The organism is Wolbachia endosymbiont (group A) of Epagoge grotiana, from assembly GCF_947251775.1.
GTDB classification, from domain to species: domain Bacteria; phylum Pseudomonadota; class Alphaproteobacteria; order Rickettsiales; family Anaplasmataceae; genus Wolbachia; species Wolbachia pipientis.
Window position 1 is genome coordinate 1378343 of record NZ_OX366387.1, and the last position, 12844, is coordinate 1391186.

Sequence of the window (12844 nt, forward strand, 5' to 3'; positions counted from 1 at the left end):
TTAGTTACTACACTCACTCCAAAATTTCAGAAACAACACCAGAACCAACAGTTCTACCGCCTTCTCTTATCGCAAAACGCAATCCCTTATCCATTGCTATCGGTACTTGCAATTCTACTTCTACACTCACATTATCTCCTGGCATTACCATCTCCTTCCCATCTAGCAATTTTATGCTCCCAGTTACATCCGTTGTCCTTAAATAAAACTGTGGCTGGTAATTCGCAAAAAATGGTGTATGCCTTCCTCCTTCCTCTTTCTTTAATATATAAACCTCCGCCTTAAACTTTCTATGCGGCGTTATCGTCCCCGGTTCTGCCAATACTTGCCCTCTCTCTACTTCTTCTCTTTTTGTTCCTCTTAACAATATTCCTACATTGAGTCCTGCACTTCCCTTATCCAGCAACTTCTTAAACATTTCTACACCTGTGCATATCGTCTTTTGCGTCGCTTTCAGACCTATTATCTCTATCTCTTCTCCCGTCTTTATCTCTCCCTTCTCTATTCTTCCTGTTACCACTGTTCCTCGCCCCGATATCGAAAATACATCTTCGATTGGCAATAAAAATGGTAAATCCACAGGCCTTGGTGGAACCGCTACATATTCATCTAACTTTTCCATCAATTTGTCTATTGATTTCTTTCCATATTCGCTGCTGTCATCCTCCAGCGCCTTGAGCGCTGAACCAACCACCACAGGCACTTCATCCCCTGGAAATCCGTATTTACTCAGTAATTCCCTCACTTCCATTTCTACTAAATCTATCATATCAGCATCAGCAACATCAGCTTTATTTATATACACCACGATATATCCAACACCTACCTGCTTCGCCAGCAATATATGCTCTCTCGTTTGTGGCATTGGCCCATCAACCCCCGACACTACCAATATCGCCGCATCCATCTGTGCTGCACCTACTATCATGTTCTTTACATAGTCAGCGTGTCCAGGACAATCAACGTGTGCATAATGCCTTTTCTCTGTCTGATACTCAACATGCGCTGTTGCTATCGTTATCCCCCTCTTCCTTTCTTCTGGCGCTTTGTCTATCTGATCGTACGCTACAAAATTTCCATAATGCTTCGTTATCGCCGCTGTTAACGTCGTCTTCCCATGATCCACATGTCCTATTGTTCCCACATTTACATGCGGCTTTCCAAATGCTTCCACTATTGCTGTCATAATTTAAACTTTTCTACCTAAAATACAAATACATCAATAAATAATATGTTGATTTTATAAAAATACAACAAAAAAAAGAGCGGATAGTGGGAATTGAACCCACGTCACTAGCTTGGAAGGCTAGAGCTCTACCATTGAGCTATACCCGCACAATGGAGGAGGTAGGATTCGAACCTACGTACGCTCACGCGGACAGATTTACAGTCTGTTACCTTTAACCACTCGGTCACTCCTCCGCAAAAATTTGTTAAGAGAATACTATTTTAGCATCTTAACTTAAGCTCTTATTGTATTTAATACTAAACGCCTAAAATTAAAAAATCAAGCAATAAAACCTACCCTGATTAAAATCATGCAGATTTCATTTTATATAACACAATATTGCCAATAAAACGCCTAAACAAATAATGCGAATCATGCGTACCTGGCGCTTCTTCTGGATGATATTGCACAGAAAAGACTAGGTAATCCTTCATCATTATTCCCTCTACACTATTATCAAATAGAGAAATGTGAGTAATTTCAACATTACTTGGAAGAGAAGCTGAATCAACAACAAAACCATGATTTTGGCTAGTGATCTCAACTTTTCCACTAATTACATCATAAACTGGATGGTTACTCCCTCGGTGACCTATATCCATCTTGATGGTCTTTGCCCCCAAAGTAATCGCAAGTAATTGATGGCCCATGCATATGCCAAAAATTGGTATTTTAGATTTTATAATAATGTCTATTTCTGAAACTACACTTTCTCCTATTTCTTGCGGATCACCAGGACCATTTGAAAGCACTATACCATCTGGATTCATACTCAACACTTTTTGAGCAAAACCTGTGCTTGGTCTGATTAATTCAACTGTACAACCAAGTTCTATTAAGCGTGAAACTATACTGATTTTTACGCCAAAATCAACGATTACAATCCTATATTTTGCATTAAGGTCAATAGCTCTATCTGATGTCATTCCAGTGCGTGACACTGGAATCCATATATTTTTTGCTGGATCCGAGTAGTCAGCTACTTGGATGACAAAGTGCTCCGCTAGTCTATTATTTTCAAAACTGTTATTTAAGCTAACCTTATTAGTTATTTCTATCCCATTTACAGGTTTGTATTCCTTCAATTTGTCTAATGCATGCGCCTTACTCGATGAGCATATCATTCCATTTTGAGATCCATGTTCTCTCAAATGTCTTGTTAAAGCTCTAGTATCAACTCCTGATATCCCAATCACGTTATTTTTCTCTAACCAATCATTTAAACTGATATATGAAGAAGGGTGGGACATAGAAGAAAGTTCACGCATAACCACACCACTTGCAAAAATTTTCTTTCCTTCATTATCTTTATGGTTTATTCCAATGTTACCAATATGAGGAAAAGTGAACGTTATAATTTGATCGGCAAAAGAAGGATCAGTTATAGTATGCTGATAACCGGTCATACCAGTGGTAAAACAAACCTCGCCTATGCACTTGCCTTTTTTACCTACTGATTTTCCCCAAAAGCACTTGCCATCTTGTAAAATTAAAACTGCGTCCTGCACTTCATTATCTATTTAACTGATTCAAAACAGTATACAAGAATTTCAAATAATACGTAACTCTTTCTAAAATTCCAAATTTAACCACGAAGCAGCAAAAAATAACATGAAAAACTTTTAATACAATCTTTCATATAAAATATATAGTTGACTACCTTCATATTTCGTATTAGATATAGGTAAATCATAAGTAAAGTGGAGGGTAATAATGAACACTGGTACAAATCAATCAAAAAAAATAAATGAGAAGTGGTTAGCTGGAGGAATTGGCGCGCTATTATTTGTAATGATGCTACCGTCGATTCTTCTTTTAGCAAAAATAGCTATAGGGCTAATTATGGTTTCAGTTGCAGCAATAGCGATAAAAGTTGCCTTAAAAACAATATCGAATGCTTTAGAGGATAAACAGGCAGATCAAAGCCAAGCGACGCAACAAACAACACAAAGTAAAATTATAAACCTGGCTATTGGATTAACATCTATATTCGTAGGAGGATTATCACTATTCATTATAGCACAAACTGGCTTAATTGCAGCATGTGCAGCTATAACTGCTTTAGCTCTACACGAATATGTTAAAAATCAAGAAATAGGAAAAGAGATAAATGATAAATTCGATAAGGTAGCTGACGATACAATCAATTTTATTGTTAGCAGTGTTGAAAAACTTATTCCAACAAAGCCGCCAGGCATAACAGCCTAAACTGTCTCCGTTCAGGGCATAAGTGTTACAAGTAGCATTATATAAAGCGATTAATGGCATCCTCCTGATAATAGAATAATTGTATCTGTTCAGGGGCATCGCAAATATTGAAGCAAAAGTGGTCAGTGCTTACTATACGAATATTGTGATTTGAATCCACTAGGGAGGATGTCATCCCAGTGCCCAGACACTGGGATCCAGGAATTTTGATTAGAGATTAAATTGGTGAGTATAAAAGTAGCTAATCCTACGTTAAAATACAACGTTTTTAATGGGACTGCGTAAAAGGGCTGGATTCCAGTGTCAAGCACTGGAATGACACCTTTGTGTTTGAGGCAAAACCTGCTATAACATTTCTTCGCAAACAAACGTTCGTACAGTTATGTATCAGCTACTTTCATGGCACCATTTGTTGTAAACTCACATTTCTCTATGATTATCTTTATTTGCCGCTTTCCCGAACGGATGCTCTACAGTTATTTCCTCATTAATAGAGCGAGGTGCACCGGAACCAGGTACAACGATATTCTCGTGCGATTGCATATCCTTCTTTTCCTCACATGGTGTTTGCTTAATGAAATGTGCTGCTAAAACTTCATGTAAAGCTTTACCTTTTATAAGCACAGCCTCGTTTTGCTTAGCTAACTCTAAAATTTTCTTTGGTTCAACATCTTTACCGTCAATAGTTGATTTTTTAATACTAACTTGACCTAAATTTATATTTAGAACAACAGTACAGTTAAGGTCTTTTCCAGATTCATCTTTTGCACCCCAACTAATTTCGATGTCACATATTGCAAATTTTGTAAAGGAGTAGTTCCTCTGTTGTTTCTCATTCTTCTCAATTGTTACTATTCTTTCACCATTGCTGTATATTTTTGCTCTTTTTACCTCGCTTTTCTCTTCTTCCATTCTTTTAGTTTTTTCAGTGAAAAGACGACTGGTTTCTAAACTTTGTTCAGGTTTAGTAATGTTGATATTAAGATGGTCATAATGATTAAGAAGACGGTTTGCATATGGACATGGCACATAACACCCATCAAAGAAAGCAATTGCACTACCAGTTTTTAGAAATTCTTGTCCATCGCTCATTCTTTCACCAATTCGAATAAGATATCTACCCAACCTCTTTTTAAAATTTTCTTTTAACTCCTCCTGATCTTTAGAAGTAAGCTTCTTATCCAATATACCCATTATTTCTTTTCGCTTACTCAATACCACATAATTGAAAAGGAAAATATCATCCTCTCGATAATAATTTGCTATCTTGTCAAATGGATCTGCCGGCCAACCGTTATTATAATTTACGAAATCAGAAGAATCTTCACACTTATTATCCTTAAAATCAAAATTCAATCTTTCAAAATCTGATAATACTTTTTCTGCCCTATCTTCAAAAGACCGAAGTCCATCTTGAAGTTCTTTTCCATAACTCATTCCTTTGTCAATTTGAAGAACATATTGACCATATTTCTTTCTAAACTCCTCCTGTTCTTCGAGGAGAGGAAGATTCCTATCTAATATATCGATTATTTCTTTCCGCTTATTCAATATTACATAGTTAAAAAGGGCACTCTCCCCCTTCTTTTCATAATCGTCTGCTATTTTGTCAAAACACTTATTATCCTTAAACTCCAATTCCTCAAAATCTGAGAGCACACTTTGTACCTGAGTCTCATCGAATTGAAGATTTGCTTGAGGAGATAGAAGAGTCAACTTTTCTTCACTTTCCTTGGTACTCGAATTTTTGTACAAACCATTAAATAGATTTATAATACTAGAAAACATTTCACACCTCTATTGTTATAAGTAAACTTGATTATATCTTAATGCTAAATGTTGTAAAGCTAAAATTAGAAACTAAAAAAGCTAACATAAGTTCTGCATTGTTTGCAGCTTTATCAGCCTATTAGGCAGAATTATTAAAGAATTAGTTGAATAGGTATTATGATTCAATTTAACTCCATCCACAAGTTCTCCGCTTGTTACTCCAGTTGCAATGAACACTGATTCACCTCTTGCCATATCTTTTACGGCGTAGACTTTTTCTGGGTCATCAATATTTAAATTTTTTGCTCTTTCTCTTAACTGATCCGTATCAAGTACTAATCTTCCCTCCATCTGTCCGTCGATAGAGCTTAGCGCTGCAGCCGCAAGCACTCCCTCTGGTGCTCCTCCTATACCGATATACATATCATGATTGCCATTTACTAGTGAAACTATGGCCGCAACATCACCATCATCTATTAGTTTAATTTTTGATCCTAATTTCCTGATTTTCTCTATTAATTCACCATGCCTTTCACGTTTAAGTACAGTTACCACGAGATCATTCACTTTGCACTTTTTTGCCTTGGCTAAATTGTCTAGATTCTTTTCAATGCTATTTTTTAGTGAGACTACACCCTCTGGAAGATTTTTTCCTACCGCTATTTTTTCCATATAAACATCAGGTGCATGTAAAAAATTACCTTTTTTCGTTGCAGCAAGAACAGACATTGCCCCTGGTTTGTAATGAGCACAAATCGTAGTGCCCTCAAGTGGGTCAACGGCAATGTCGATTTCAGGACCATTTCCAGTGCCAACCTTCTCGCCAATATATAGCATCGGCGCTTCATCTCTCTCACCTTCACCAATTACGATAGTACCATTTATTTCCATTGAATTTAATACTGTACGCATTGCATCAACTGCAACCTGATCAGCCCTTTTTTCATCACCAAAGCCTGCCAATTTATACGCAGCAAGTGCTGCAGCTTCGGTCACTTTAACTAATTTATAGGCTAAATCTTCCATCATTTGCTTTAAGAACTATATTCAATATGTATCATGATATATCATGCTGCTTGAAACTGCAATATGCCTTGACTGGTTTTGGGAAAGTTGCTATAATAAATTAGATAGTAATAGTGGTAAAATTTGACATGACTTATGAAAAGATAAAGGAAATTGTAACTAACAATCCTAATATAACTGCTGAGGAGTTTGGTGAGAAGCTCAAAGAAAATAGGATAAAAATAAAAAAAACAAATAAATATCATTATACTTTACTTGGGCATATTGTTAATTCAAAGGGACCTAATATTACAGACAACACCAATGATCGTGCTATATTTCTACACATTATTAAATTACTCACAGAGTTGAAAACTGAAGGCAATACTGGTCAATTCAAACATGTAAAAGCTGGATTGAGCGAAGCTATAACGACTAAGCAAGCTGATGTTGTAAGAATACTCCTGGATAGTGGTAAGTTTAATGAAGAAGAAAAATTTAACGCTTTGCTCTGTGCTGTTACTCAAAAGTATGTCCAGGGAGTTAAATTATTGTTAGGTCATGTAAATGATGAAAACATGCAAAAGGCTTTAAAGGTGGCCATGGATAAAGAACAAACTACACAAGTTGAAGAAATTACTCAGATACTATTAAATTTTATTACACCAGAAACATCCAATGTAGAAGAAAATATAGTACCAGCACCTCCTATAGTAACAGAAGCAAATGCTAACCAACCTGTGTCAAGTAGTGTTAATGATCAGCCAGGTCATAGTAACGAAAATGAAACGCCTGTATTAACAATAGAAACAAATACCGGCAAAACTACTATATCAGATTGTGATAATAATAAAAATGTCTTCACAAATTCTCAATTTTCTATGCCAAATGAACAAGAAACTAAATATAAAGAGAGCAAAAAGGATTTTTACACCTCATTGACAAAAGATGTTGTTGGAGTTGTTATTACAGGATTATTCATTACTGCTGCTGTGATGGTTCCATTTGTAGCTGGTGCAGTAGTTTGCAGTGTCATAGCTGCTTTGATTGCAATATATACCGGGTTGCATGTAAAAAATTCTACATTACCAAGTTATAGGGAGATGAGAGAGAATGAAGTTGAACGTGTAACAGGATGTCATCCCAGTGCCCAGACACTGGGATCCAGAAGGTCATAATAAAAACTAGATTCCAGCGTCACGCGCTGGAATGACACCCTCTGGTGGGCTCAAACCATATGAGTAGCCAACACTGCCACTATACTTACCTAGCAAATTTAGATCTAACACTAAACTGTGCTGCCACTAACTTTGCAATCGGTACTCTATAGGGTGAGCATGAAACATAATCTACCCCTGATTCGATGAGAAACTCTATAGATTTTGGATCTGCTCCATGCTCTCCACATATACCCAGTTTTATTTCTTTTCGGGTTTTTTTGCCTCTTTCAATGGCTATCTTGATTAACTCCCCTACCCCTTCGATGTCCAGCACTTCAAATGGATCATTGTCAAATATGTTGCTTTCCTTATAAGAATCGAGGAAATTAACTGAATCATCTCTTGAAAGTCCCATGGTTGTTTGCGTTAAATCATTAGTGCCAAAACTAAAAAACTCTGCATGTTTTGCTAACTTATCAGCAATCAGTGCTGCTCTTGGTAGTTCTATCATCGTTCCAATTGAGTACGCCTTGTCTGATGTCATTCCAGCGCGTGACGCTGGAATCTGCATCTGGATCCTAGCTGAGATGACAGAGGATTCTTTCTTTGCTAGCTCGCATATCAGAACAAACTCTTTCTCACTCATGATAAAAGGAATCATGATTTCAGGTTCCACTTCTATCTTCTTTTCTTTCTTTAATTCACTTGCAGCACTAAGTATTGCCCTAATCTGCATGCTATATATTTCAGGATGAGAAATAGCAAGTCTACAACCTCGATGGCCAAGCATTGGGTTCTTTTCTGATAACTGTGCTATTTTATTTTTTACTGACTCAACTGACTTACTAAGTGATTTGGCAATTTTTTCTATAGTAGACTGATCATTGGGTAAAAATTCATGCAAAGGTGGATCAAGCAACCGTATAGTGACTTCCCTGCCCTCCATAATAGAAAATATTTCTTTGAAATCAGACTTTTGCATTTCTTCTAGTTTAATGAGCGCATTTGCCCTTTCATTTTCATCGTCAGCTATTATCAATTTTTGAATGAATTCGATTCTATCACTAGCGAAAAACATATGTTCTGTGCGACATAAGCCTATACCTTCTGCACCGAATTCTTTTGCAATTTTTGCATCTTTTGGAGTATCAGCGTTCGCTCTCACTTTGATCGTTTTGATTTCATCTATCCAGTTGATTATCGTTTTGAATTCTTGCGATAATTCAGGCGAAATTGTAGGAAGAATGCCAAGCATAACCTCCCCTGTTCCTCCGTTGATGGTAATTGGTTCACCTTTATTTACTTTTGTATCCCCTACAGAAAAGAAAATTCCATCTTTATCGATATAAAGTCCACTTACACTGCAAATGCATGGCTTACCCATTCCACGGGTTACAACAGCAGCATGCGAGGTCATCCCTCCCCGTGCTGTTACTATGCCGCTTGCAGCATTCATTCCATTAATATCTTCAGGACTCGTTTCTGACCTTACTAAAATCACTTTTTTACCCTGCTCTGCAGCTTTTTCAGCATCACTTGCACTAAACACTACATATCCAGAAGCAACACCTGGAGAAGCAGATAGCCCCTTCCCTATTACTTTTTGGTCACTCTCAACGTCAAGAACTGGATGCAATAAATTGTCAAAGGTTTTTGGATCAATTCTCAATATTCCTTCTTCTTTTGTAATCGTTCCTTCGTTTACCATATCAACTATTATGCGAATAGCAGCTTCAGCCGTGCGCTTGCAAGACCTAGTCTGCAAAATCCATAATTTACCGTCCTGTACAGTAAATTCGATATCCTGCATGTCTTTATAATGCCTTTCAAGTTTTTCACATACCACACATAATTCTCGGTAGACACTTGGCAGCAACTTCTCCATGGTGTTTTTTTGCTCTCCGTCAATTGGCATAGGAGTATAAACACCAGAAACCACATCCTCACCCTGAGCATTAATCAGAAATTCACCAAAGTATTTTTTTTCTCCAGTTGAAGGATTTCGTGTAAATATCACACCAGTTGCAGAATTATCATTTAAATTACCAAAAACCATTGCTTGCACGTTGACCGCTGTTCCAAGGTTTTCAGGAATATTATGTATTCTTCTATAGGAAACAGCCCTATCATTTTTCCAAGAGGCAAATACTGCATTAACTGAGTTTAACAATTGCTCTTCAACGTTCTGCGGGAAATGTTTTCCTGTTTTTTCATGTACTATCCTTTTGAAATTGTTAACAATTTCTTTTAAAACATCAACATCAAGATCAGCTAAGCTTTTTGCTCCACTCTTTTGCTGCTTATTATCAATAACATCTTGAAATAGGTGATGATCAAGCTGTAGTACAACATTGGAGTACATCATGATGAAACGGCAGTAGCTATCGTAAGCAAAACGTTCGCCACTTTTTTTTGCAAGCCCAACAACGGTTTCATCATTTAGGCCAACATTTAAAATAGTATCAAGCATGCCCGGCATTGAACTAACACTACCAGAGCGTATTGAAACTAATAAGGGGTTATTTAAATCCCCAAACTTACAACCGATGTCATTTTCGAGCATCGCCATGTAGTTTTTGATTTCACTACATATGTCATTCCAGTGCGTGACCACATTTTTTTCTGGATCCGAGTAGTCAGCTACTTGGATGACAGAAGATCTATTGTCTTGATAATAGACTTTGCAAGCAGAGGTGGAAATTGTGAAACCAGGTGGAACAGGAATGCCAACATTGCACATTTCTGCTAAATTTGCCCCCTTTCCTCCCAGCAGATTTTTCATTTCTGCATTGCCTTCGCATTTACCCTGGCTAAAGTAATGTATTAACTTTTCCCCCATCATTTTCTCCGGATTTTCACTGATAAACACATTGTACATATAGTTCCAATAAACCTGTGAGGACTTGAAACCTTAGGATAATAAATTTTACAAAATTTTGCAACAACGTTCCCTCTGGCAACATCAGTAAAGTTAACAAAAAAGATGACAAATTATTGAATTATTATCAATAAGAATATATAATATAAAGATACATTTAAAAATTTTTTTATGGCTCTTTCTAAGTTTCTCGACCCCAAGAATGATGTTGCGTTTCGGCGTATTTTTGGTACTGAAAAAAATAAAGACATCCTCATTCACTTTCTCAATGATATTTTGGGGTTCACTGGCAAAGATGAAATAAAAGAAATAGAATTCCTCAGCACTATTCAAGATGCTGAAATTGCCTCTAAAAAACAAAGTATCGTTGATGTTCTTTGCAGGGATGAAAATGGGGTGCAAGTAATAGTCGAAATGCAAGTTGCCAAAACTAAAGGCTTTGAAAAACGCGCTCAATATTACGCTGCTAAAGCTTATTCAAGGCAAGCTGATAAAGGTGATCAATATCAGGATCTTAAAGAAATCATTTTTATAGCTATTGCTGATTGTATTCTCTTTCCTAATAAATCTGAGTATAAGTCAGATCATGTAATGTTAGACAAAGATAGCTATGAACATGATTTAAAAGATTTTTATTTTACATTTATTGAGTTACCAAAATTTCCTAAAACTAAAGAAGACCAATTGGAGAGTATAGTTGAAAAATGGATCTATTATTTTAAATATGCAGATGAAACTAGCGAAGAAGAATTGGAAAAGATAATAGGTAGTGATGTAATAATTAAAAAGGCATATGAAGAACTAAATAGATTCAACTGGTCAGAGAAAGAATTTATTGCCTACGAACAGGAAATAAAACGTATTCGTGATGAACGGGCTGTTCTTGAACAAAAACTTGATGATGCTAAAAAGGAAGGAAAAATTGAAGTTGCAAAAACAATGCTGGCTAATAATGTTGATGTCACCACTATTGTTAAGTTTACTGGCCTCTCCATGAGTGAGATCAAAGAATTGCAGAATTAAGTGGACCCGCAAACGGTTACACGAAATAATGCTGCAGCCTGACCAGGTGATAAGTACATTTAGCCTATTTATCTTTATACTTTCATGTCAATTTTATAAATCAAATTTATTTCTGTGAGTAGCTACAATTTAAAGACCTTGCTTCATCAATGTAATGGAACAAAACCTTTTTAGTAAGTTCAAAACCCTCTAAAGTCTCTCCTTCGCATCTTGCTGTAATGCAGTTTTGCGTATTTGATACCCTAAGAAGCCACCAACCTTTATTATCGGTTACTTTAACACCATCAAGATCTGAAAATACAATATTTTGCTTCTCCAGTGTTTTCTTTATTGATTCAATTATTTGAAATTTTTTCTCATCTTTCACTACAATCTTTACTTCATGAGTGATATATAACTTCGGTAAATCCTCAATTACCTGAGATAGGCTTTGGTTTTTCTTAAGCAAAATGTCAACTGCTTTAACAGCAGAATATAGCCCATCATCAAAACCTAGCTCAGAAAAGAAGAAGTGCCCGCTTAATTCACCAGCAAACTTTGCCTCTTCCTCTACCATCTTCTTCTTAACTAGTGAATGTCCAGTAGCGCAGGTAATAACTTGCCCTCCTAACTTACTAACAAAATCATGCACTTTCATACTCATTTTTACGTTAGCAATAACTTTGCTTTCTGGATATTCCTCCAACACTTCACGTGCAAAAATTATAAATAAATGGTCATTGGAAACAACGTTGCCTTTATTATCAATTAAGCGCACCCTATCGCTATCGCCATCTAGCGCAATGCCAAGATCACATTCACATTCCTTCACAATGTCAATTAATTGAGCGAGGTTCTTTTCCTCTATGGGATCTGGATCATGCAGTGGAAATGCCCCATCTATAGAGTTATTGGTTACGATATGCGTATGACCAGGCAAGATCTTTTCAATATACCTTATAATTCCACTTGCTGGACTATTTCCACAATCCCAGGCTATTTTTAATTTCTGTGTAGTATTATTCTTCACTGCACTTTTCAATATGCTAATGTACTCACTATATATATTTATGTTAATTAAGCTTCCAATTCTTGTGCTGTTTTTAATTGGACTGCTTATAATTTCCTTCATTTCTTGATCTGAGAAGACTTTTTTATTACTAAAAAATTTAAAGCCATTATATTCGCTGGGGTTATGAGAGGCAGTTATTATGATACCAAGATCCGCCTGTGTGATTTGTGTTGCAGCGTAAAGCATAGGTGAAGAGCATAGTCCAACGCGTATAACATTTGCACCGGATAAAGTTAAGCCCCTAATTAATTCTCTTTCTATACCTGGTGAATCTATTCTGCTGTCGTAGCCGACACAAACACTAACTACGGTTTGGCCAAACTTTCTACCTATCTCGTACCCATCATTAATCTGCAAGTCTTTGCCTATTATACCTCTAATATCGTATTTTCTTATAATGGTATTGTCCATACTGTACTTCTTGAAGTGACTACTATATAACATTTTGGCCAAATGCTCAAGTTTATTTATCCAACAATTAGTTGACTTTTTAAAGAAATCTGTTAATATTATAGTATATT

The 12844-nt window shown here is 36.3% G+C and carries 9 protein-coding genes and 2 tRNA genes; 3 read left to right on the forward strand and 8 right to left on the reverse strand.

Features of this window, described 5'->3' with window-relative positions; genetic code table 11:
- Positions 1–13: 13 nt before the first annotated feature.
- The 4 genes from tuf to carA form a co-directional block, all read right to left on the reverse strand.
- A complete protein-coding gene (gene tuf, locus OPR50_RS06555) occupies positions 14–1186 on the reverse strand; it encodes an elongation factor Tu (RefSeq protein ID WP_265023969.1) in 1173 nt (390 codons plus the stop codon).
- 78 nt (positions 1187–1264) lie between these two features.
- Positions 1265–1335 (reverse strand) — tRNA-Gly (locus OPR50_RS06560).
- A gap of 4 nt (positions 1336–1339) precedes the next feature.
- Positions 1340–1422, reverse strand: a tRNA-Tyr gene (locus OPR50_RS06565).
- Between the two features lie 114 nt (positions 1423–1536).
- Complete coding sequence (gene carA, locus OPR50_RS06570; protein ID WP_010962760.1) at positions 1537–2736, reverse strand: glutamine-hydrolyzing carbamoyl-phosphate synthase small subunit; 1200 nt, start codon at positions 2734–2736, stop codon at positions 1537–1539.
- Between the two features lie 205 nt (positions 2737–2941).
- On the opposite strand from carA, the gene OPR50_RS06575 reads away from it, so the two are divergent.
- Positions 2942–3436: a hypothetical protein gene (locus OPR50_RS06575; RefSeq protein ID WP_010962761.1), complete on the forward strand. Its 495-nt coding sequence runs from the start codon at positions 2942–2944 to the stop codon at positions 3434–3436.
- A gap of 420 nt (positions 3437–3856) precedes the next feature.
- Here the strand turns inward: OPR50_RS06575 and OPR50_RS06580 are convergent, their stop codons facing one another.
- Both OPR50_RS06580 and glpX read right to left on the reverse strand, forming a co-directional pair.
- Entirely contained in the window at positions 3857–5224 is a 1368-nt protein-coding gene (locus OPR50_RS06580) for a hypothetical protein (RefSeq protein ID WP_265023970.1), read from the reverse strand.
- A gap of 81 nt (positions 5225–5305) precedes the next feature.
- Positions 5306–6232 (reverse strand): class II fructose-bisphosphatase, encoded by a 927-nt coding sequence (gene glpX / locus OPR50_RS06585; RefSeq protein ID WP_265024331.1) that lies wholly within the window; start codon positions 6230–6232, stop codon positions 5306–5308.
- Positions 6233–6345: 113 nt separating this feature from the next.
- Between glpX and OPR50_RS06590 the strand changes: the two genes are divergently transcribed.
- A complete protein-coding gene (locus tag OPR50_RS06590; RefSeq protein WP_265023971.1) occupies positions 6346–7389 on the forward strand; it encodes an ankyrin repeat domain-containing protein in 1044 nt (347 codons plus the stop codon).
- A gap of 85 nt (positions 7390–7474) precedes the next feature.
- Here the strand turns inward: OPR50_RS06590 and ppdK are convergent, their stop codons facing one another.
- Positions 7475–10210: a pyruvate, phosphate dikinase gene (gene ppdK, locus OPR50_RS06595; protein ID WP_265023972.1), complete on the reverse strand. Its 2736-nt coding sequence runs from the start codon at positions 10208–10210 to the stop codon at positions 7475–7477.
- A gap of 210 nt (positions 10211–10420) precedes the next feature.
- On the opposite strand from ppdK, the gene OPR50_RS06600 reads away from it, so the two are divergent.
- Positions 10421–11272 (forward strand): Rpn family recombination-promoting nuclease/putative transposase, encoded by an 852-nt coding sequence (locus OPR50_RS06600; RefSeq protein WP_096616857.1) that lies wholly within the window; start codon positions 10421–10423, stop codon positions 11270–11272.
- Positions 11273–11378: 106 nt separating this feature from the next.
- Here OPR50_RS06600 and OPR50_RS06605 read toward each other — a convergent pair whose 3' ends face one another.
- Positions 11379–12767, reverse strand: a complete 1389-nt coding sequence (locus OPR50_RS06605; protein ID WP_265023973.1) for a phosphomannomutase/phosphoglucomutase — start codon at positions 12765–12767, stop codon at positions 11379–11381.
- Between the last annotated feature and the right edge of the window lie 77 nt (positions 12768–12844).

Coding starts and splice junctions, on each gene's coding strand:
- tuf (WP_265023969.1), bottom strand. CDS start 1,186: ATGACAGCAATAGTGGAAGCATTTGGAAAGCCGCATGTAAATGTGGGA.
- OPR50_RS06580 (WP_265023970.1), bottom strand. CDS start 5,224: ATGTTTTCTAGTATTATAAATCTATTTAATGGTTTGTACAAAAATTCG.
- OPR50_RS06600 (WP_096616857.1), top strand. CDS start 10,421: ATGGCTCTTTCTAAGTTTCTCGACCCCAAGAATGATGTTGCGTTTCGG.
- ppdK (WP_265023972.1), bottom strand. CDS start 10,210: ATGGGGGAAAAGTTAATACATTACTTTAGCCAGGGTAAATGCGAAGGC.
- OPR50_RS06575 (WP_010962761.1), top strand. CDS start 2,942: ATGAACACTGGTACAAATCAATCAAAAAAAATAAATGAGAAGTGGTTA.
- OPR50_RS06605 (WP_265023973.1), bottom strand. CDS start 12,767: ATGTTATATAGTAGTCACTTCAAGAAGTACAGTATGGACAATACCATT.
- glpX (WP_265024331.1), bottom strand. CDS start 6,232: ATGGAAGATTTAGCCTATAAATTAGTTAAAGTGACCGAAGCTGCAGCA.